Raw genomic sequence first — 19,892 nt, 5'->3', positions numbered from 1 at the left:
AAGAAACAATCATTTTTTTGTGGTTGAAAAAATGAAAGTATTGCCAGAAAATTGGCATCTTGTTTAATAAACAAAAAAGAAGGAATGACTTATGAAAAAAATGGTGTTGGCATTAGGTATTTTAGGAATAAGTAGTTTAGGGGTCCCAGTGACTGGTTTAGCTGCGGAAGCAAATCCATCTACTTCAATGACCAGTGAAGCAGCACTAACCATCAATCCAGGGATTTTGTCCCTTGGTAGTGTTTCAAATTTTGATTTTGGTACTGGGAATATCGCAGATTTCGCTCAACAAGAGAAAGTGATCACCACGGTATCAAATGAAACGTCATCTGTTTCTGATTTTCGTGGTCCAAACACAGTTGGTTGGCAATTAACAGCAAAATTATCAAAAATCTCGAATGCCGATCAAAAAGAATTAGCAAATGCAAAGATTACACTAAAAGGTACCGAAACAGCAGGAGATGCAGCTTTATCAGCAAATGCTGAATTGGTTGCTGGAGCTACCGATCCTACTTCAGTAGCAACCGCAGATGGCGCAACTGGGTTAGCAATCAATACCTTTGATTTTTCGACCACAACGTTGACCGTTCCCCAACAAAATGTTTATAGTGGTGACTATACAGGAACGATTACGTGGACATTATCTAATTCTTATCAAGCACAGTAATAGGATGGATGACAATGAGAAGACTTCTTCAGAATGCAGTATGGATCTTTTCATTTATCAGCTTTGTTTATTTTCCTGTGACTCGTGGTTATGCTGAGACCCCCAGATTTACTGTTATACCAGAACTTCCCCAAAATCAAGCAAGTGAAGCAACTTATTTCGATTTGCTGGTAAATAAAGAGACTGTTCAGGAATTGATTATCGCCGTACACAATACGAGTTCCGAAGAGATAACGATCACCGCTGATGCACTGAATAGTTATTCTGCTTCCACTGGAATCATCAGTTATCAACGAAAGAAAACGGCCGAAGACTATGGAGGTAAGTCTTTTACTAGCTTTGTTTCAAACCCCATTCAAGAAGTACGCCTAAAATCTGGTGAGGAACGAAAGGTGATTTTTACACTTGATTTAAAGGAAAAAGTGTTTGACGGAGAAATCTTAGGGGCTTTTTTGTTCGAAGAAGTCAAACCTCAGGAAACGGCTCACGAAGCTGATGCAAGTTTGGAATCAAACTATCAGTTGCAGTTAGGGGTACGAATGCGTCAAAGTCTACAAGAGCTGCCAAAGCCAGATTTAAAACTAGTTGAAACTAAAGCAGTCGAAAAAAATGGCAAGCCAACTTTAAAAAGCAGTATCAGTAATATTCGTCCCGTCGCATTTGGGAATATTTCCGTGAATACGATGATACGTGACAAGAATCAAGCTATCGTCGGTGGCTTTAAGTCAGAAAATTTTCAATTCGCACAAAACTCTGTCTTAGATCTCTATAGTGAATTTGAACAAGAAGAACTCAAACCGGGCACTTATACGATTCGCATCGAATTATCCTCTCAGCGAGGCACATGGGTTTTTGATGATAAGGTCGTTATCGATCGTCAAGCAGCAAAAGCTGTCAACCGAACTACGATATATGCAGCGGCTATCGCTCAAAGAAATTTTCTGTTCTATCTATTGATTGCTTTAATCATTCTATTGATTGCAATCATCCTTTTCTTGTTAGTGAAGCGGCGTAAAAACTCCGATGAAAGTGAGTGAGAAGAATGAAAAAAATGCTAAAATCTTTTTGTTTATCGCTTCTTTTTATAGGAACTTTTTGGCTGTTGCAAGGACAGCAAACAGTCTTTGCGGCGGTCACTGCGCCGGACTTTGCTACTTTACCAATTAATCAAGTAATGATCTCTACTGCAGGTAAAGCAGGTTCATTGCAAGGTGTAGAAGGGCATAACTACGTTCAAATCAATGACACAACCATAAATTCTAGCGGGGCAGTTTGGTTCAACAATCCGACTTCTTTCACACGAGATTTCCATTTGGAAATGGCTTTCTATATTGAGAATACGGCTAATGATAGCGACGGACTGGCTTTTGTGTTGCAAAGTAGCGGGCCTCAAGCACTAGCTTCAGAAGCTGGATCAACAATTGGAGTTTGGTCGAATATTTCTGGATCAGACCCACTTAGTCAAGGTGCAATCGCAAATAGTATCGCAATTGAATTTGATACATATTACAACAATAATGGCGGTATCCTTGCTACTGATCGGATGATGGATCGTGATGTGACAACAAAGGGACACCATATTGCTTGGTCTTACCCTGGTTCCGATGCTTCTTATACGACAGACGGCTGGCTGATGGTGGATAAAGTCTTAAATCACTATAACACGGTTGGCGTTACGGACATTTCCGATGGAAATTGGCATACCTTTATCGTGGATTACAATGAATCTACGCAACAATTTCATTATGCTGTTCCAGATTTTAATGTAGATGTATCGATTCCTGTCGATGATACTTTTAAAAACAATCTTAATTTAACAAATTCGGCGCCAGTTTATTTTGGTTTTACCGGTGCCAATGGCGGATTTGCCCAAAACAAAGCAGTCGCTTTCGTCGATGTTCAAGGTCTAGTCGAAATTGATATGCGGACGGGCGTCTTCCAAAGAGAGCCAGATCAGTTTATGCTGGACACGGGAACAGTAATGGATAAACCAATTGAAGTGGATGCAAGTAAAGAGATTACTTATGCAACCTATATTGATTTTAAACAAACAAGCGATCTATCAAGTTTGAATCCAGGGATTAAACTCAAACTCACACTTCCAGATAATGTATCTGTGAAAGATACTGTCTATTTTGGTAAACCAGAAGATACCATGATCAACGGTTTTCCTGATGGGGGGTCCCCAATCGAATATATAAGAGAGACAGGACAAATAAGTGTAGTATTGCCGAAATTGGAAAAAGGGAATGCCTATATTGTTCATTTTAGGGTCAAGTATAGTGGGACCCCTATAGATGCGAATATTGATGAAGTAATACCAGTTGAGACTACCTTTAGTGGAAATGCTTTTATATCCAGTTTTACTTCAGGAGGAGCCGCTACCCATTTTTATACGGTAAAAGGCAAATTCCCACCAACATTGACCAGCGGACAAGCCACAATGTCAGAAGCGCAGAAAACTGCGCCGATCCTTCGACAAAATCGAAATGCCTATACTGACATCTCTGTGGAAGATAGTAATTCTACGCAGGCGCAATTATTTATAAGTGATTTATTTTCACAAGAGAAGGAATTACAGGAAGAAGACTTTACTCTAAAAACAGTTCTTGAACGAACAGATTTGTCAGATCCCTTCCACTACACTTTAGAGTCAGAGACGAGTGATCTTTCCCCAGGGACTACCTATTATTTTGCAACATATGTCGTCGACACAGAAGGCAATTCATCAGCAATCCATTACTTTGCCATTGATTTTCGAGGAATCGTCGAATTAAAATCAGTCCCAGAATCTTTCAAAGGAACAACAGTCACAATCAACGAGTTGGCTCGAGCAATGGATTCTAATGGCTTGGTACCAATAAAAGTTCCAATTGCAACAACCAGCAAGCCTCTCGCAATCAGCAATACGAGTGAAGGTACATGGAAATTATCGGGACAAACCACCCCATTTATGAATAGTGGCGCCTCATTGGCTGATGAAGTCCAACTAGTTCTATACGATTCTACTGATAATTCATTGTTTTGCACCATTACTTCAGATAAAAAAGTACTTTTTGAGCAGACGCCTAGCGATAAAGCTCTCTCTCTCGATTTAAGTCAGTATGATTGTTATTTACGGTTTGCCCCTAAGATAGAGACCCTTTCCCCAGGAACCTATCAAGGAAAAGTCAATTGGCAGTTAGACAGCACGATCACAGACTAATGCACGTTGGTCAGAAAGACAGACAAAAAAACGCCATTTCGGCGTTTTTTTGTCTGTCTAAGGATAAGAACTCAGCTTTCCCGATCTTTGACTACTTTTAGTACTAAAGAAAGGGCGGCCAAGGCAAAACTGCCATACTTGACAAATTTCTCAAGTGACTCGATTTTTTGTTTTTTGCTTTGTTTGCAAGCAGCACATTTCGTTTCAGCACCATCTAGTTTTTTTCCGCACCTACAGTGTTTTTTCATTTGATCCGTCTCCTTTACAATTTTATCGATGTTTCATCAATCTCTTACTATCAATTATACATGGACAACGGGTTTATGTCCGAGATAACGCTGTTCTCCTCGCAAAGCAATCAGTGAACGCGGATAGGCTATTTTCTTGGGTATGAATGATTCGGGAGATTTGACGTGCTACCTTAAAACACCAGCAGTAGGTTTATCTACAATGAGGCGGATGAACTTTGAAAACGGCTTGAAAGCCTGCTACGTTAACGATTCTCTTTCTCATTTAACGGTTTTTTGTTTCATTTCATTCCTGCAAGTGGTACGCTTTTGGTGAAAGGTGAGGTGCATAAAATGAATCGTTTAAGTAAATTTTTGATTGCCATCGGCGTAGGAGCTGCGGCGTTGATCGCTGAATTTGGCTTTGATCGACCTCCCATTGCTTTTGGTTTGATCGCGATCATCGGCGGATTGACAGCGTTGACGATGTTGATCGACATGATCCAAACATTGCGTTCAGGAAAATATGGCGTGGATCTGTTAGCGATCACAGCCATTGTTGCTACACTTGCTGTTGGCGAATATTGGGCCAGTTTGATGGTTTTGATCATGCTGACAGGCGGCGATAGTTTGGAAGAATACGCCAGCAAACAAGCCAGCCGAGAACTTCGGCAACTGTTGCAACGTTCTCCACAGACCGCCCATCGGCTGAATGATAAAAAAGATGTTCCGGTTGAAGAACTAGCTATTGGTGATCTGGTCATCGTCCGCCCGGGAGAAATCGTTCCCGTAGACGGCTGTGTCACTGAAGGAAATACCCTTGTCGATGAATCATCCTTGACTGGTGAGTCACGACCTGTAGAGAAAAATCCTGGTGATGAATTGATGTCTGGCTCAGTCAATGGGGAAACTGCGATTACTTTTGAAGTGACGAAAAAAGCAGCAGATAGCCAATATCAAATTCTTGTTCGTTTAGTCAAAGAATCTGAAGCAAAACCTGCGCGCTTTGTTCGTTTAGCGGATCAGTATGCCGTACCATTTACGTTGGCAGCCTATGTGATTGCGGGGATTGCTTGGTTTGTATCAAAAGATCCTGTCCGCTTTGCGGAAGTCCTAGTAGTGGCGTCACCTTGTCCATTAATCTTGGCAGCACCAGTAGCTTTAGTAGCAGGCATGAGTCGCTCAAGCCGCAATGGGATTGTCATGAAAAACGGCACCACGATCGAAAAATTAGCCAAAGCAAAAACGATCGCTTTTGACAAAACAGGCACATTGACAGAGGGAAAGTTGCACGTTGAAAAAATAACTGTGACTGCTGATCAACTATCGGTCGAAGAGCTTTTGCGCATTGCGGCTAGTGCTGAGCAGGATTCCACTCATATTCTCGCCCGCTCTCTGGTTGCTTCTGCTATGGAACGAAAGCTGACTTTGCTGCCAGTCACCAACTTGAAAGAAGTGGTAGGGCAAGGGATCGAAGCAACAGTTGCTGGACACAAGATCAAAATCGGTAAACCTGAATTTGTTGGAGCAGTTGGTGTAGATGAAGCTAAAACCAATGTTTGTGTTGGGAAAGATGACCAATGGATAGGAACGATCTTTTTTGAAGATACATTACGCAAGGAAGCCAAACAAACGGTTGAGCAGTTGCGTCATCAAGGATTGAAAAAGACGATCATGTTGACAGGTGACCAAGCATTCGTTGCTCGGAAGATCGCAGCTGAAGCAGGGATCGAAACCGTTCTAGCAGACTGCTTGCCGGCAAAAAAAATTGCCGTTATAAAAGAAACAGAACCAGCTGAACGCCCGATCATCATGGTGGGGGATGGGGTCAATGATGCCCCAGCTTTAGCAGCAGCTGATATAGGCATTGCTATGGGAGCCCATGGTACTAGTGCTGCAACGGAAGCAGCAGATGCGGTAATACTACAAGATGATCTCAGCAAGGTCTCTCAAGCCGTACAGATTTCTCAAGACACGATGAGAATCGCCCGCCAATCCGTGTTGCTAGGAATCTTCATTTGTATCGTTTTAATGTTGATTGCCAGCACGGGTGTGATCCCAGCGTTGTTTGGCGCTTTGTTACAAGAAGTGATCGATACAGTATCCATTCTATCTGCACTTCGTGCTAAGAATGATCATTCTACTAGCACAGCATCATCTCTTTCAGTCAATCATCAGGCACATTAATAGGTGCAGGTCCGTGACTAAGAGCAAACAAACCTGATAACTGTGATTTTTGTGATAGCAGATGCAAGACACTTAGATTATCTGGCTATGTTTGCCTTATAAGTTACGGGCCTTTTTGATTCTTAAAGCAGGTCCGTAAAAATCCTCCTTTTTTTTAATAATACTACCGTTATATATAACGAATTTTTCTTAGCTAAAATCATTGTTTTGTTGAGTATAATTCAGCTTCACTCATACTTTGTGATGTTATTCTCATTTTTTTCTTCGTTATTCCCTCAAAATGAGAATAATTTTAGCCGATTTTATGATATATATATACGTAGGAAGTTTCAGTAGATTGACTGTGAACTGTCCGCATGAAAGGATTGATAATTCGCGTGATTGATTTAATGCTCTATAAAGAAACAGCCGACTATTTGGAGAAAGTGATCGATAAAGAGGTGCTTGACCTTGTGGAAGTAGAGTACCCTAAGGTATATACTTACATCCACCAATTGATTGATTCTTTCAAATGTGCTGTCCAACAAATAGATGGTTCAAATTTTTGGGAACTTTTTCCAGAAATACTTGGGTATGATTCACGGTTTGTTTTATTGAACTCATTGATTCTAGTAAGAGATGAATTCTTGACAGAAGAAGAAATCATCCAAATGATCGAAACCGATTATACTCATTTAAATAAAGAATCTTGCGGTTATTCTTTGAAAGATCAGGAACATGAAAGCCTTATCTTCAATATCAAATAAATGATTTCCTAAAATCGCAAGGAGCAGCCGACCAGCATCAGTGGTCGGCTGTTTATTTGTTTAAATTTACGCTTAGTTTATTCAATAATCTTAAAAATATTTTGAAAAAATGGTAAATATAGATTATTATTGATGTATGAATGAAGAATAACTGAAAAGTCTTTTCAATTCAGCGTTACAGTTAGACTGGATTCAGGAAATTAGCTATATAACATTGTTCATGGAATGAGCAAAGAGAAAGGGGCATATATGGATTATTTGAATTTTTCAAAAAAAGAGTGGGAGATTCTGATTTGTTTTTGGAATGCTCAGGAACCACTATGTTGCAGTGATTTTAGTGAGCGTTTTAACTTGAATCGCAACACTTCGTTATCAGTCATCAGAAAATTAGTCAATAAAGGCATACTGGAAGTTGCGAGCATCAAAATGAGCGGTTCGGTTTTAGCACGTCGTTTTCAACCCAAAGTGACTGAATTAGAAGTACTGCAGTCGATTCTTAATCAAGATCAGATTTTTGCTATGCTTCAGGTGGCGATTGGTCGTCTCGAAGAAAAGCAGTTAGCGATGTTAATGGACAAAATTACTGCCAAAAAACAAGAGCTTTCAATGCCAAAAGACCATCAGTGATCTTGCTTGTCCAAAGAGAGCCAACAAAAAAAGATCTGACTTATGGACTGCGCTTAAGAAGTTAGTTTTTCGGCTAACGTTTCGAGCAATCCGGTAAGTCGGATCTTTTTTAGCTAGTTTTCTGAAACTGATGCAGCATTTTTGTCGTCAAGCGATGCAAATCAGCTAGTTCTGTAGGAGACAATGGCAGGAAGTCTTTGACTTTACTGGGAATATTCACCGCAGAATCATGGAGCAGCTGCCCTTTTCCTGTCAATGACACATTTAAAGAACGTTCGTCCTCTTGATTGCGAGTTCTTGAAAGATAGCCTTTCATTTCGAGTTTCTTTAAAACCGGAGTCAAAGTTCCAGAGTCCAGACACAGGGAATCGCCCAATTCTTTTACTGTCAATGTTCCTTGCTCCCATAAGACGAGCATCACGAGATATTGCGTATAGGTCAAGTCCAGAGGGTCCAGTAATCCTTTATAATGCTTGATAATTTCTTTCGAAGCGGCGTATAGAGGAAAACATAGTTGGTTTTCAAGTGCTAAGTCATTCATGTCCTCACTCCTTTTTATACTGACGCTTCTTATCATAGCTTTTTTGTATCGGAAAGTCTACTCACTAACAGCTTTGACGGTTACTTCAATATTGCCGGCTGTTGCTTTTGAATAAGGACATACGGTATGAGCAATTTCTAGTAATTCTTGTGTTTCATCTAATGAAAGACCTTCTACGAATCCTTCAATCTCTACTCCTAAAACAAAACTACTTTCATTCTCGGCATAAAGTGAAACTTGTGCACTTACAGTTGATGCGCCATCAATTCCTTTCCTTTGCTTTACAAGTTCAAGAGCACTGTTGAAACAAGCACTAAAACCAGCGGCAAAAAGTTGTTCTGGGTTAGTGGCATTTTCGACCCGTTTACCAGGTGCTGCGATGGATAATTCGAAGGAATGATCAGGACTATGAACTTCTCCTGAACGGCCACCTGTGTTGATCATCTTTGTAGAATACATTTTTTTCATCTAACTTCACTCCTGTTTTTTTTTGATTTTGTACAATTAGATTGTATGCAATTTAATTGTGGAAAGCAATTAAGTTGCTTGCAAAAGCAGGTTTTTTTATTTTTACTTGTTTTTACATTAAATTGAAAGTAAAAGTTTAAATAATTACTGTGTAGCAAGGTAAAACATGATATGATGATAGCACAGAATCTAAGGATAGTTAGTTAGTGAAGAGGGTGACTAAAATCGTAGAATATATGGAAAACCGCGCAGTCGGGAAATATTTTCGTTCCACGACAGATCATTATGCCGGATTCATTCGAATCTTTGGTACGTATACTGAATATCGGGTTGTTGCCGGTATTCCAGCAGAGAATGTGATGCTGGAGATCATCGGCGTTGAAAATGGGATCTTGCTGACACAAGTGAACAATACATTATTTGAAAATGGAAGAGGGTATATTCAATGATCATCGTACAAATTATGTTAATCGTTCTTGTCATAGCGATCGCGATTTGGCTGTTGGCAAGCACTGCTGTTATCGTTCGACAAGGTGAAGTAAAAGTAGTTGAGAGTTTTGGGAAGTATGTTAAGACACTTGAACCAGGTCTACACTTTTTAGTCCCTATTTTATATACAGTCAGAGAACGAGTATCACTTAAACAGATTCCTTTAGAAATTGAACCGCAAAGTGCTATCACGAAGGATAATGTTATCGTTCAAATTGATGAAGCCATCAAATACCATGTCACAGATGTCCGGGCGTTTGTTTATGATAATGAAAACTCGGTCGTTTCTATGATCCAAGATGCGCAATCCAATTTGCGAGGAATCATTGGGAAAATGGATCTAAATGAAGTTCTCAACGGAACAGAAGAAATCAACGTGGCGTTGTTTACTTCCATTAAAGATATCACAGCGGGGTATGGGTTGGCGATCGACCGAATCAATATTGGTGAGATCAAAGTTTCGCAAGAAATCATTGAATCAATGAACAAACTGATCACTGCTTCACGGGATAAAGAATCCATGATCACGCGGGCACAAGGGGAGAAATCTTCTGCTGTCTTAAGTGCGGAAGCCAAAGCTTCTCAAATGACGATCGATGCCCAAGCCCGAGCGGAACAAACTCAGATTGATGCGGAAGCTCGTGCTAAACGTGTACGGATCGATGCAGACGCCGAAGCAGAACGAATTGCTAAAATTACTGAAGCAGAACGTAAACGGATCTTAGCCATCAATGAAGCAATCAAAGAAAGTCAATTAGACGAACGTTCACTCTCTTACTTGGGCATTGAAGCCTTTAAAGATATTGTCAACAGTAAGACGAATACAGTCATTCTACCATCAAACATGACAGAATTAGGCAATATTCCAGTTGTGAAACAACTCTGGGAACAAACAGACAAAACCAGCGAATAACAAACTAACTGAATCAACCAACATAAATGAGCTTCACCCATTGTTTGATAAACATGGGTGGAGCTCGTTTTTGATTTGTTGAACAATAGTTTGATTACTGGATAGTTGTTGTCTTATTGGTACTTGTGGCGCAGTCTTTTTTTATCCTAAAGAGAAGACGTAGTAATAGTTCGATTGTCTACTATCAACAATGCGATCATCACATAACCGATCCAACTATCTCTGGAATAGAGAATATAACGAGGAGACCAATAAGCTGCATACTTGCTCTTGTACTCCCGCAATCCCTCAAAGGAATAAAAGTGAGAACCAAAGTTATAGATCAAATAGGCGATCCGTTCTTGAATGAAACTGCTTCTGAACGTCCCTACATTCGCCAGCGGGGCCATCCCTAAGTCGAACTGTTCGAATCCTTGGTTTTTAAAATAATCGAAGAGATTGATGAACAAAAAGTCCATTGTGCCATTAGGTGCTTTTTCAGGATCATGACGCATTAAGTCGATTGACCCACAACCTGTCTGATAAGTAGGCATAAAAGAAGCAAATGCCACAATTTCTTGCTGTTGGTTCTTGACGACAGCGATTGGGACGGTGCTCAAGTAATCTTCAGAGAAAAATCCTAATGAGAAACCTTTCTCTTTGCGACCATCTAGCCAGCGATCAGAAATATCTCGTAGCTTGGCAAATGTTTCCGCATTGTACGGTGGTTGTAGGACATCGAAAGTAAAGCCTTCTTTATTGATTTTGTTGTTTAATGCCCGTTGACCCTTCATTTTTTTGCCAGACAAGGTGAAATTCTGTAGGTCCACGAAGGCTTTCTCACCAAATTTGATGAAGTCATAGCCGAATTCATGAAGCAGCATGACCATTTCTTCACTGCTTTCATAGAAGACAGGCAAATAATTCCACTGATCCATTTCTGTGATAAAGGCTTCTAGTGCAGCAGCAAAATCCTCTTGCTTACCAGCTGGGTCCCCCATGACCAAACATTTATTGTTATAGGTCGTAAACTGGAAAAAGACGGTAGGATCGGTCTCGTTCGGATAGAAATAGACTTCTTTATCTTTCAAAAAGACAAGATGGCTATCACTAGTACCACCGTAGGTCTCTAAAAGAGTCAAGATTTTTTCATTCTCAGGTCTCTGTCCAATTTGATGTTTGGGTCCCATTAAATAGCGTGAGAAAAGCAAGACCGCGATAGCGACGATCATGATAGCCAGAAAGCCTTGCAACCATAACTTTTCAGAAGGAAACAAAAGAAAATCAATGGAACGATGGGCGGGATGACGATTTAAATGGGGCATGTTATAGACCCCAATAATCACATAAAGGACAGTCAAAGATCCCATCAAAAGGCCATCGATCGTCAGCCATTCCCAAGAATAAACCAGTTGCTTACGAAATAGTTCACTTTTGGAAAGGACCATAATCGCCAATAAGAAGAGCAAGAAACACATGGTTGAAAAGCGGAAACCGGCTAAGACCGCATAGCCGATCGTTGCTGCAATCAACAGCAATGTTGGAAAATAAGCGCGCGAAACACGAGCTGAAACCCCACGACCAGCAATGATGAAAAGATAGCCTAAGAAAATACTTGGGTATTGCATGACAAAATTCAACCGTATCGGATTAAGATGGGCTAACCATTGAATGTGGTCAAATGCTTCCGGAATCGTTGCTGACAAAACCAGCATCGTACCAGTCAAATAGAGCAACAGTACTTCAATCTTATGGAATACTTCTAAAAGCAATCCTTTAGGAATACCAGAAAAGCGTGTGTTGAGCGTTACACTGACATTTTTAGAGAACAAAAGCACCCCAATCAAAAACGGAATGATGTAATAGAATAGCCGGAATAGCAGAAGCCACGCTACGACGCTTTCTCGGGGAATATTCAATGAACCCATTCCCATGATCATCATGACATCAAAGGTTCCTAATTCTCCGGGAATCATTGATACGATCCCTATCACAGATGCAGCAATAAATAATGGCAGTATTTGAAAAATATCCACAGAGATCCCCATCAGCATACCGGTGGTGATAAAGGCCGTAAATACCCCTACCCATTCCAATAATGAAACCAAAATCAGTTGACCGCGGTCAGAAGGGGTCAGACCGCCTAAATAGCCATTCTTCTTCGACAAACTTAAGACATAGACCACTGGAAAGTACAAACTTCCTCCCAATAGCCAAATCCAATATTGCTGCAGATAATCAGTTGTTGGCCCAAAGACGACGAACCCTAATGCCAGTAATGATAAAAGCGATAACCCAGACATCAGATAAATAAAAATTTTCGAAATTGCTTGAGCAACATCTTTGTCATTTTTTTCTTTGCCATAGAATTCGGAGCGAAGACCAATGCTGATAAAACCGCCGAATCCTACAAGATTATTCATGGTATTGATGATCCAGCTTGTTTCACTTAAATAACGGGCAGAAAGCTTTTGTCCTAAGAGCCGATTTAAGATAATGTCATAACCAATCATTGGCGCAATACAAAGCAAACTAATCAAAAGCATCAATGCAACACGCCAAACCGCTAATTCGGAAAACAGTGTCGTCAATTGATCGACGGAAATCGTCTTGCTTAAGGAAAGCAATTCACCTAAAACGATCACTGCTACAGCGATCAAAAAGAGTCCTTTGAACAAGGAGAGATGGTTACGAATCCATGTAAAAAGTTTCATTTTATTGTCCCACCTTATCTAAGAAAGAAAGAACTTTCTGATTGAATATATTTGGATTTTTGCGAGCAAAACTATGTCCTTGTCCCTTTACTACCATGAAATTGGCATTCGGAATATGATTGGCTAGATAAAATGAATGAGACAATTTGATTGAATCTCTTTTTCCTACCAAAATCAGTGTTGGGACAGTAATTTTTTTTAAATCGGTGGCTGATAAACCGATGTTACGAAAGAGTAGTGCAAGAATCGGTAAAAAACCACGCATGCCTTTATCGAAAGGCGCGCAAAGCCAAACGACTGCATATTGGATCAGACTGCCGATCCGTGCAAACAGCCGAACCCCTTTAGGATCCGTATTGCCGGAATTTAAAATCAGACAACTCACTAATTCCGGATATTTAAAACAAAACACCATAGCTAAATTTGCGCCATCACTAAAGCCTAGAAGAGCTACCTTTGACAGGTGTTCTTTTTGAATAATGGCATACAAGTCATCAGCCATCAAGAAAAAATCAATTTTTTTGCGGGTATTCGTTGATTTGCCATGCCCACGGCTGTCTATCAAGTACAGCTGATGTTTCTGACTTAATTCAGCTATCTGATTAGCAAAGTAAGCACTGCTCCCGCCATTGCCATGCAATAAGAATAATGGCTTGCCTTTTCCAATTTTCTCATAGTAAAGGACCGAGCCATCTTGCATTTTGGCATAACACTTTTCAGATTCCATTTTTTCACCTACTTTCTTTGAGTATACCTTGAAGCCCGCGATTGATAAAATCAAATGGTGATTTTTCACTAGAAATAATCATCGTTTATTCATTTTTGTCTTAGAAAACTGCTATCTTATTATATTAAGAAATCAGACAGATGCTGCTCTTTAGATTCATTTCTAGCCATATCTTAGGAGATCACTTCGAAATGGAACAGAAAACTTTGCCAAAATAGAAAATTTTCACATTTTCCCCCGTATTTTTCCCTCTTATTTCTTTAGAAGGAAACTATAGAAGAGAACTATAGAAGAAAACCATAGAAGAAAACCATAGAAGAAAACCATAGAAGAAAACCATAGAAGAGAACTATAGAAGAGAACTATAGAAGAGAACTAAGCAAAGCAGCAAGGATACCCCATAGTGTCTCCCATTCAGTGACAATGGTTTTCATTAAACGGGGGAACAATGAATGATTTAAAGCTTGTTTAATATGTCTAAAGGAAATCAACAAGGTGCCTTCTGATTTTTTTTCATTCAGTTTGACCTGCAAGATGCATTCGTGGCGCAGAAAGCAAATGTTTGTTATTCCTAAAAGATTATATCTCTCCAATAATTACTGCAAAGTTTCAGGAATTCAGTTATTATTTTCAAGTTGTTATCTTGATGCTGGAGGGAAATAAATGAGAGAGACTAGATATGAAGAATTGAAGCGAGCAGAAAAGGGCGCTCTGCTTAGTATCATCGCCTATCTATTGATTTCATTCGTTAAATTATTGATCGGTAAAATAGCTGGGTCGGAAGCTTTATGGGCAGATGGTTTAAATAATGCCACCGATATAATCGCTTCAGTGGCTGTTTTGATAGGTCTACGCTTAGCTCAAAAACCGGCTGATGAAGAACATAAGTATGGACATTGGAAAGCAGAGAATGTAGCAAGTTTGATTACGTCATTGATCATGCTTGCTGTAGGGCTGCAAGTACTTTATTCCTCTGTCTGGTCCTTGATTCAAGGGGAGACAGAAAGTCCTGATGTGCTTGCGGCAATTATAGGTGTGGTCTCGGCTATTCTCATGTATGGTGTGTATACCTTTAATCGAAGATTGGCTGCACAAGTAAAAAGTTCCGCACTGCTTGCTGCTGCCAAAGACAATCGCAGCGATGCTTGGACCAGCATCGGAACCGCCATTGCCATTTTTGCCGCTTCTTTTGGCTGGGGGTGGCTTGATAGTCTAACAGCGATCGTTGTCGCTGTTCTGATCCTAAAAACGGCCATTGATATTTTCAAAGAAAGTGCCTTCTCATTGTCAGATGGTTTTGATCAAACATTGGTCAACGAGTACGAACAAGTCGTAGCCGATTTTCCGGAAGTAAAATCTGTCAAGAGTATTCGCGGCAGAATGTATGGCGCAAATGTGTTTCTTGATATTGTTATTACGATGGACAAATATTTGACAGTTGAAAAAAGTCATGCAGTAGCTGATGCCATAGAAGCATTGCTGTCTGATCGTTTCAATGTCTATGATACAGATATTCATATTGAACCAGATTAATCGCCGATTTATTTTTAAGGGTCATTTTGTGTTGTGTAAGTTAAAAAAAACAGTGTAAACACCACGTTTCTAGCATGTAAACATCCCGTTGCTTCTTTTTTTATTGAAAGAATGGCAAACTATTCTTATCAGAAAAAGAAAGTAGGGATCGTATGGAGACGATAAATATCACTGACCTTCAAGCAAAGAAAATTAATGAAGTGGGACAACCTGTCCTTTTAGAAATTTGTAAAAATTATATTTTATCAGTAGAAGATAGACAGATACTAGCTCTTCTTCAGAAACAAATTACAGAAAAAAAAGCTGAACTCGTTTGAGATTCAACTCGTTTTAGTCAAGTACAAAAAGAAAAGCAGCAGTTTGATCCATCAATGATCAAACTGCTGCTTTTTTAGCCTTTGAGAAAAGAAAGAATGAAGGTAATCCAACTTTTCTTTTGTAAGAGAAGATCAGTAGTCTGATGATATCCTAGAGGAAAGCAAAAGTAGAAATAAGAAAGATTTCGGTAGAAAGAAGTGATTCGATTTTATAAAAGTCTTTTAAAAGACTTCAAAAAACTTTTTTGAGGTTAGTGACCGCTAGTCATTTTAATGCCTACAATACTGATCAATAATAATCCAACAAAAAGCCAAGTGGCTGGGTTTATCTTGTCATGGAACAATACCACACCAATGATGACTGAACCCACCGCACCGATCCCAGTCCAGATAGGGTAGGAGAAACTCATTGGCAGTTGTTTGATTGCTTGCGACAAAAAGAAAAAACTGGCGATCATACCAATAATGGTGTAAATCGTAAAATTGATTTTTGTAAATCCTTCACTCCATTTCATCGTTGTGGACCAGAATACTTCCAGTACGCCAGCTAATAATAGTTCGAGCCAAGCCATTCTATTTCCCTCCTTTTTGATTATTTAGAAAACAAAAAGAGGAAGACCATTCCTTCTAAGACCTACTGGAATGATCGTCCTCTTTTAACTACCCGGTGGCAGTCTCTATTTTCTTGTAACCAGTATAGCACACTCGGATTTTTTTGGGGAATGAAAAAAACTTATCGAAAAAATGAGGGGTAGCACTTTCGGATAAAAATTGAAAGAAAGAGAAACTGTTCCAGAAAATGAGCTGGTCCTGTTTCTCGTCATCGCATCTAATTTTTCCTAACAAACTTGATGCGATCAGCAGAACTTTCTGATGGTGCTAAATCTTTCTTTCAATTGCGGATAGACAACATTATCAATAGTTAAGACAAAGAAAGACTTTTCTATTTATTTAAAAAACATTCCGATATAATAAAGATATGTAGGGATACATCTTTGAAAGGAGTCCACCATGAAAATTACATTTCAACCAGTCCGATCTTTAGAGGAGATTCAAGAATTAGAGCTTGTCGTTAAGGAGATTTGGTCAGAAGTCTTTACACCTATCATCGGGTCTGCTCAAGTCAGCTATATGCTAGAAACTTATCAATCTCCAGAAACGATCCAACAAGAAATCAAAGAAGGCGCCGCTTATTTTATTCTTCGATTAGAAGATGAGATTATTGGCTACACAGCTTACGAAGAAGAGGCAGACCGTCTGTATTTGAGTAAACTTTATTTAACACCTGCTATGCGAGGAAAAGGCGTCTCCAGCAAAGTATTTGATTGGGTTGAATCTTTAGCCGCTGGCAAAACACTCTTTTTGAACGTCAATAACGGCAATCAACAAGCGATTGCCGTCTACGAACACCGGGGTTTTGTCCGGGTCGGGGAACGAAAGGTTGATATCGGTCAAGGTTTTGTAATGGATGACTATATCTACGAAAAAACATTCAAACAATGAAAGACATAAGCTTTTTTCCATCGCTCAGTTTGTGGGAAGAAAGCTTATTTCCTATAAAAAAAACGTTTACACACCTTTTTAACTGTGTTATATTGTCCTTGTAAAGATTATAATGTTATAATTAGGAGCGCTAAAATGAATGGATTTGTAGGGTTTATTGAACAAAAGTTAATGCCAGTGGCAAATAAGGTAGGTATGCAGCGACATATGGTGGCCATACGTAAAGGAATCATTGCCACATTACCATTGACGATCGTCGGTTCCTTTTTCACGATATTATTGAATTTTCCTATTGAGTCAGTTGCAGCATTTATTGAACCATATCGTGAAGTTCTAGACATTCCGTTTCGCTATACTGTTGGTCTGCTTGCACTTTATGCGACCTTTGGTATCGCATCTTCATTGGCAAAAAGTTACAAACTAGACTCATTGACAGCAGGTATTTTGGCAACAATGTCCTTTTTGATCACGGCAGCACCACCAATTCGGGTTCTTGAATCGGTAGAAGGTGTGATCGATGCTGGACGTTTCATCAATGTTGCTAACCTTGGTTCTGGATCACTATTTGGTGCAATTGTCACAGCTATTTTGTCAGTGGAAATCTATCGCTTCTTTATTGTCAAAAATATCACGATCAAAATGCCTGATGGTGTACCCCCTGAAGTGACCAATTCCTTCATGGCATTGATTCCCGGGGGAGCGATTCTTGTTTTGTTTTGGGTCATTCGTCATATCATCGGTTTTGATATCAATGGCTTCTTAAGTAACCTTTTGATGCCGCTGAAAGATGTTTTAGCAGGAAACAGTTTGTTTGGCGGCTTATTGACAGTTTTCTTGATTTGTTTCTTCTGGGTTCTTGGAATTCATGGACCAGCAATCATGGGTCCGGTGATCCGTCCTTTCTGGGATATCTCGATTGCAGAAAATATGGAAGTTTTTCAATCAACCGGCAATGCGCATGAATTACCAAACATCTTTACAGAACAATTTCTGCAATGGTTTGTTTGGATTGGTGGGGCAGGAACGACGCTTGCGCTGGTTGTCTTGTTTTTATTCTCAAAATCAAACTATTTGAAACAATTAGGACGTCTTTCGATTTTGCCAGGTATTTTCAATATCAATGAACCGGTCATCTTTGGGGCTCCGATTGTGATGAATCCGATTCTTGGGATTCCGTTTCTTGTAGCACCTTTGATTACAACGACAATTTCGTACTTTGCTACGACGACAGGGATCGTTCCAATGATGGCTGCCCGTCTAGGATTTGCCATTCCAGCACCCATTGCTGCTTGGATGAGTACAAATTGGAGTGTTGCCGCTGGAATCTTAGTTGTGGTGAACTTTTTGATTACATTGGCGATCTATTACCCATTCTTTAAAGTCTTTGAAAAACAGCAATTAGAACGTGAAGAAGGACAAGCGACTCAAGAATGAAGGGTCTCTTTATCAAGAAGTCAAACGAGACGATGGGATAGGAGCAAAGAACGATCCATAAATGACAACCAAATGAGCTCTCTGGGAAATACCGAGTTCTTCTAGGTGAACAGAAACAATTCTACGGGGTCATCCCAGTAAACACCTCAATCCCAGAGTGCTTTCTAGATGGTTCTTTTGAGTGAAGCAATTAGGGTTCATTTGTTGCTTAAACAGTGGTGCATGCGCGAGGATCCGCGTTTGATGATCGAAAGGAGACTAAGTGCATAAAATGATGCTGATGTATGCATGTTTATTATTTATCGGATTACAAATTTGGCTAACCAGACATGGAGCATTTATCCAGCAGATTCGCTTCCGCACACTGATAGCCGAATCCTTATTAGTATTAGTCATTGCCGTTATGCTATTTGGCAGGACAACAATTGCCCCGGTGATCTTGACAACACTGACTGTTGGTTGCAGTACGTTGCTGATCACAAAATTTTCTCAAATTGGTGCGCAGAAGGAGTGGACAAAATGAAAAGACAACTAGGAATCTCTATTTATCCAGACCACAGCAGTAATGACGAAGACAAAGCTTATTTAGAATTGGCTCAACGCTATGGATTTAGTCGAATTTTTATGAGCATGTTAGAAGTGACAGAAGGGAAAGAAATTGTTCGCAAGAAATTCACAGAATTATTAAGATTTGCCAAATCACTTGGCTACGAAACGATTTTGGATGTTGCACCGGCAATTTTTGAAGAGCTGGAAATTTCTTATGATGATTTGACGTTTTTCCACGAATTGGGTGCGGATGGCATCCGCTTGGATTTAGGTTTTGACGGCAGCAAAGAAGCAATGCTGACTTATAATCCGTTTGGATTGGCGATCGAGCTAAATATGAGCAACGACGTCGCTTATTTAGACAATATTTTGACGTATCAAGCAAACTTGCCTTTCTTATATGGCTGTCACAATTTTTATCCTCAGGAAGGCACCGCATTACCGTATGAGTTCTTCGAAAAATGCAGCCAGCGTTTTAAAGCCAAAGGAATTCGAACTGCCGCTTTTATCACTTCACAGTCTGGAACGATCGGTCCATGGGATATCAATGACGGATTACCGACATTAGAAATGCATCGGCATTTACTTGTAGAGATCGCAGCAAAACATCTTTTTGCAACAGGATTGATCGATGATGTAATCATTGGGAATGCCTATGCCTCAGAAGCAGAACTTGCAGCACTTGGCGCAATCAATCGTTACCAAACAGAATTTTCGGTGACTTTTACACCGGAGAGCACTTCATGCGAACGAAAGATCGTTCTGAAAGAGCAGCATTACCGTCGAGGGGACATTACTGATCGGATGATTCGATCAACAGAAGTCCGAAAAAAATACAAGCAATTTGATAACCCAGTCCACGATAATCTGGAGGAATTCCAACCTGGAGATATTGTGATCGGCAACGATGATTTTGGCAAGTACAAAAACGAATTACAGGTGGTGTTGACCCCTCATTGCGATCCGCGAAAAAATAAAGTTGGATCAATTGTCGAAGAAGAACGGCTGTTGTTGTCGTATATTCATCCGTGGACCAAATTTAAATTTACCGAGAGGAATGATTAAC

Annotated in this window: 20 protein-coding genes; 14 read left to right on the top strand and 6 right to left on the bottom strand. The window is 39.9% G+C overall.

From position 1 onward, the window contains the following. The first annotated feature begins 91 nt into the window (after positions 1 to 91). Genes DVW06_RS07785 through DVW06_RS07775 form a run of 3 tightly spaced genes read left to right on the top strand, consistent with a single transcriptional unit; the run spans position 92 to position 3,872 of the window. The gene (locus DVW06_RS07785) at positions 92 to 667 is read left to right on the top strand and encodes a WxL domain-containing protein (RefSeq protein WP_131732083.1); all 576 of its coding nucleotides are present in this window, start codon (positions 92 to 94) and stop codon (positions 665 to 667) included. A 14-nt stretch (positions 668 to 681) separates the two neighbouring features. Continuing rightward, positions 682 to 1,704 (top strand): DUF916 and DUF3324 domain-containing protein, encoded by a 1,023-nt coding sequence (locus DVW06_RS07780; RefSeq protein ID WP_137264539.1) that lies wholly within the window; start codon positions 682 to 684, stop codon positions 1,702 to 1,704. A gap of 5 nt (positions 1,705 to 1,709) precedes the next feature. Then, the gene (locus DVW06_RS07775) at positions 1,710 to 3,872 is read left to right on the top strand and encodes an L-type lectin-domain containing protein (RefSeq protein WP_137264538.1); all 2,163 of its coding nucleotides are present in this window, start codon (positions 1,710 to 1,712) and stop codon (positions 3,870 to 3,872) included. Between the two features lie 71 nt (positions 3,873 to 3,943). Here the strand turns inward: DVW06_RS07775 and DVW06_RS07770 are convergent, their stop codons facing one another. Next, complete coding sequence (locus DVW06_RS07770; RefSeq protein WP_005471055.1) at positions 3,944 to 4,120, bottom strand: hypothetical protein; 177 nt, start codon at positions 4,118 to 4,120, stop codon at positions 3,944 to 3,946. Between the two features lie 333 nt (positions 4,121 to 4,453). Between DVW06_RS07770 and DVW06_RS07765 the strand changes: the two genes are divergently transcribed. The 3 genes from DVW06_RS07765 (at position 4,454) to DVW06_RS07755 (ending at position 7,659) form a co-directional block, all read left to right on the top strand. Continuing rightward, entirely contained in the window at positions 4,454 to 6,286 is a 1,833-nt protein-coding gene (locus DVW06_RS07765; RefSeq protein WP_005471057.1) for a heavy metal translocating P-type ATPase, read from the top strand. Between the two features lie 356 nt (positions 6,287 to 6,642). Further along, the gene (locus DVW06_RS07760) at positions 6,643 to 7,032 is read left to right on the top strand and encodes a DUF7006 family protein (RefSeq protein ID WP_003126117.1); all 390 of its coding nucleotides are present in this window, start codon (positions 6,643 to 6,645) and stop codon (positions 7,030 to 7,032) included. Positions 7,033 to 7,257: 225 nt separating this feature from the next. Further along, the gene (locus tag DVW06_RS07755; protein ID WP_003126118.1) at positions 7,258 to 7,659 is read left to right on the top strand and encodes a hypothetical protein; all 402 of its coding nucleotides are present in this window, start codon (positions 7,258 to 7,260) and stop codon (positions 7,657 to 7,659) included. Between the two features lie 109 nt (positions 7,660 to 7,768). On the opposite strand, the gene DVW06_RS07750 is transcribed toward DVW06_RS07755, so the two are convergent. Both DVW06_RS07750 and DVW06_RS07745 read right to left on the bottom strand, forming a co-directional pair. Then, on the bottom strand, positions 7,769 to 8,200 hold the full coding sequence (locus DVW06_RS07750; RefSeq protein WP_003126119.1) for a MarR family winged helix-turn-helix transcriptional regulator: 432 nt from the start codon (positions 8,198 to 8,200) through the stop codon (positions 7,769 to 7,771). Between the two features lie 57 nt (positions 8,201 to 8,257). After that, positions 8,258 to 8,668, bottom strand: coding sequence for an Ohr family peroxiredoxin (locus DVW06_RS07745; protein ID WP_003126120.1), 411 nt, complete (start codon positions 8,666 to 8,668; stop codon positions 8,258 to 8,260). A 236-nt stretch (positions 8,669 to 8,904) separates the two neighbouring features. On the opposite strand from DVW06_RS07745, the gene DVW06_RS07740 reads away from it, so the two are divergent. Both DVW06_RS07740 and DVW06_RS07735 read left to right on the top strand, forming a co-directional pair. Continuing rightward, complete coding sequence (locus DVW06_RS07740) at positions 8,905 to 9,117, top strand: hypothetical protein (protein ID WP_029486656.1); 213 nt, start codon at positions 8,905 to 8,907, stop codon at positions 9,115 to 9,117. Further along, the gene (locus DVW06_RS07735; protein ID WP_029486658.1) at positions 9,114 to 10,070 is read left to right on the top strand and encodes an SPFH domain-containing protein; all 957 of its coding nucleotides are present in this window, start codon (positions 9,114 to 9,116) and stop codon (positions 10,068 to 10,070) included. Before DVW06_RS07740 ends, DVW06_RS07735 begins: the two co-directional genes overlap by 4 nt. A gap of 146 nt (positions 10,071 to 10,216) precedes the next feature. Here DVW06_RS07735 and mprF read toward each other — a convergent pair whose 3' ends face one another. Both mprF and DVW06_RS07725 read right to left on the bottom strand, forming a co-directional pair. Beyond that, positions 10,217 to 12,763, bottom strand: a complete 2,547-nt coding sequence (gene mprF, locus DVW06_RS07730) for a bifunctional lysylphosphatidylglycerol flippase/synthetase MprF (protein WP_137264537.1) — start codon at positions 12,761 to 12,763, stop codon at positions 10,217 to 10,219. A gap of 1 nt (position 12,764) precedes the next feature. After that, on the bottom strand, positions 12,765 to 13,490 hold the full coding sequence (locus DVW06_RS07725) for an alpha/beta fold hydrolase (RefSeq protein WP_003126124.1): 726 nt from the start codon (positions 13,488 to 13,490) through the stop codon (positions 12,765 to 12,767). 663 nt (positions 13,491 to 14,153) lie between these two features. Here DVW06_RS07725 and DVW06_RS07720 point away from each other — a divergent pair. Both DVW06_RS07720 and DVW06_RS17195 read left to right on the top strand, forming a co-directional pair. After that, on the top strand, positions 14,154 to 15,023 hold the full coding sequence (locus DVW06_RS07720; RefSeq protein WP_003126126.1) for a cation diffusion facilitator family transporter: 870 nt from the start codon (positions 14,154 to 14,156) through the stop codon (positions 15,021 to 15,023). A 152-nt stretch (positions 15,024 to 15,175) separates the two neighbouring features. Continuing rightward, a complete protein-coding gene (locus DVW06_RS17195) occupies positions 15,176 to 15,340 on the top strand; it encodes a hypothetical protein (protein WP_003126127.1) in 165 nt (54 codons plus the stop codon). Between the two features lie 251 nt (positions 15,341 to 15,591). Here DVW06_RS17195 and DVW06_RS07715 read toward each other — a convergent pair whose 3' ends face one another. After that, a complete protein-coding gene (locus DVW06_RS07715; protein ID WP_029486660.1) occupies positions 15,592 to 15,912 on the bottom strand; it encodes a DMT family transporter in 321 nt (106 codons plus the stop codon). A gap of 439 nt (positions 15,913 to 16,351) precedes the next feature. On the opposite strand from DVW06_RS07715, the gene DVW06_RS07710 reads away from it, so the two are divergent. The 4 genes from DVW06_RS07710 (at position 16,352) to DVW06_RS07695 (ending at position 19,891) form a co-directional block, all read left to right on the top strand. Then, positions 16,352 to 16,843 carry a GNAT family N-acetyltransferase gene (locus DVW06_RS07710; RefSeq protein WP_005471077.1) on the top strand — a complete coding sequence of 164 codons (492 nt, stop codon included), beginning with the start codon at positions 16,352 to 16,354 and terminating at the stop codon, positions 16,841 to 16,843. A 135-nt stretch (positions 16,844 to 16,978) separates the two neighbouring features. Beyond that, positions 16,979 to 18,277: a PTS sugar transporter subunit IIC gene (locus DVW06_RS07705; RefSeq protein ID WP_003126130.1), complete on the top strand. Its 1,299-nt coding sequence runs from the start codon at positions 16,979 to 16,981 to the stop codon at positions 18,275 to 18,277. Positions 18,278 to 18,548: 271 nt separating this feature from the next. Beyond that, positions 18,549 to 18,800: a hypothetical protein gene (locus tag DVW06_RS07700; RefSeq protein ID WP_205943876.1), complete on the top strand. Its 252-nt coding sequence runs from the start codon at positions 18,549 to 18,551 to the stop codon at positions 18,798 to 18,800. Then, positions 18,797 to 19,891 carry a DUF871 domain-containing protein gene (locus DVW06_RS07695; RefSeq protein ID WP_137264536.1) on the top strand — a complete coding sequence of 365 codons (1,095 nt, stop codon included), beginning with the start codon at positions 18,797 to 18,799 and terminating at the stop codon, positions 19,889 to 19,891. The genes DVW06_RS07700 and DVW06_RS07695 overlap by 4 nt, the downstream gene beginning before the upstream one ends. Position 19,892 lies beyond the last annotated feature (1 nt).

The sequence above is a fragment of the Enterococcus sp. ARL09-542 genome (genome assembly GCF_005234805.1).
GTDB classification, from domain to species: Bacteria; Bacillota; Bacilli; order Lactobacillales; family Enterococcaceae; genus Enterococcus_D; species Enterococcus_D gallinarum.
The sequence above is the reverse complement of the archived record's forward strand: the minus strand, read 5'-3'. Positions and strand labels throughout refer to the sequence as shown.

Coding starts and splice junctions, on each gene's coding strand:
- DVW06_RS07785 (WP_131732083.1), top strand. CDS start 92: ATGAAAAAAATGGTGTTGGCATTAGGTATTTTAGGAATAAGTAGTTTA.
- DVW06_RS07780 (WP_137264539.1), top strand. CDS start 682: ATGAGAAGACTTCTTCAGAATGCAGTATGGATCTTTTCATTTATCAGC.
- DVW06_RS07775 (WP_137264538.1), top strand. CDS start 1,710: ATGAAAAAAATGCTAAAATCTTTTTGTTTATCGCTTCTTTTTATAGGA.
- DVW06_RS07770 (WP_005471055.1), bottom strand. CDS start 4,120: ATGAAAAAACACTGTAGGTGCGGAAAAAAACTAGATGGTGCTGAAACG.
- DVW06_RS07765 (WP_005471057.1), top strand. CDS start 4,454: ATGAATCGTTTAAGTAAATTTTTGATTGCCATCGGCGTAGGAGCTGCG.
- DVW06_RS07760 (WP_003126117.1), top strand. CDS start 6,643: ATGAAAGGATTGATAATTCGCGTGATTGATTTAATGCTCTATAAAGAA.
- DVW06_RS07755 (WP_003126118.1), top strand. CDS start 7,258: ATGAGCAAAGAGAAAGGGGCATATATGGATTATTTGAATTTTTCAAAA.
- DVW06_RS07750 (WP_003126119.1), bottom strand. CDS start 8,200: ATGAATGACTTAGCACTTGAAAACCAACTATGTTTTCCTCTATACGCC.
- DVW06_RS07745 (WP_003126120.1), bottom strand. CDS start 8,668: ATGAAAAAAATGTATTCTACAAAGATGATCAACACAGGTGGCCGTTCA.
- DVW06_RS07740 (WP_029486656.1), top strand. CDS start 8,905: ATGGAAAACCGCGCAGTCGGGAAATATTTTCGTTCCACGACAGATCAT.
- DVW06_RS07735 (WP_029486658.1), top strand. CDS start 9,114: ATGATCATCGTACAAATTATGTTAATCGTTCTTGTCATAGCGATCGCG.
- mprF (WP_137264537.1), bottom strand. CDS start 12,763: ATGAAACTTTTTACATGGATTCGTAACCATCTCTCCTTGTTCAAAGGA.
- DVW06_RS07725 (WP_003126124.1), bottom strand. CDS start 13,490: ATGGAATCTGAAAAGTGTTATGCCAAAATGCAAGATGGCTCGGTCCTT.
- DVW06_RS07720 (WP_003126126.1), top strand. CDS start 14,154: ATGAGAGAGACTAGATATGAAGAATTGAAGCGAGCAGAAAAGGGCGCT.
- DVW06_RS17195 (WP_003126127.1), top strand. CDS start 15,176: ATGGAGACGATAAATATCACTGACCTTCAAGCAAAGAAAATTAATGAA.
- DVW06_RS07715 (WP_029486660.1), bottom strand. CDS start 15,912: ATGGCTTGGCTCGAACTATTATTAGCTGGCGTACTGGAAGTATTCTGG.
- DVW06_RS07710 (WP_005471077.1), top strand. CDS start 16,352: ATGAAAATTACATTTCAACCAGTCCGATCTTTAGAGGAGATTCAAGAA.
- DVW06_RS07705 (WP_003126130.1), top strand. CDS start 16,979: ATGAATGGATTTGTAGGGTTTATTGAACAAAAGTTAATGCCAGTGGCA.
- DVW06_RS07700 (WP_205943876.1), top strand. CDS start 18,549: ATGATGCTGATGTATGCATGTTTATTATTTATCGGATTACAAATTTGG.
- DVW06_RS07695 (WP_137264536.1), top strand. CDS start 18,797: ATGAAAAGACAACTAGGAATCTCTATTTATCCAGACCACAGCAGTAAT.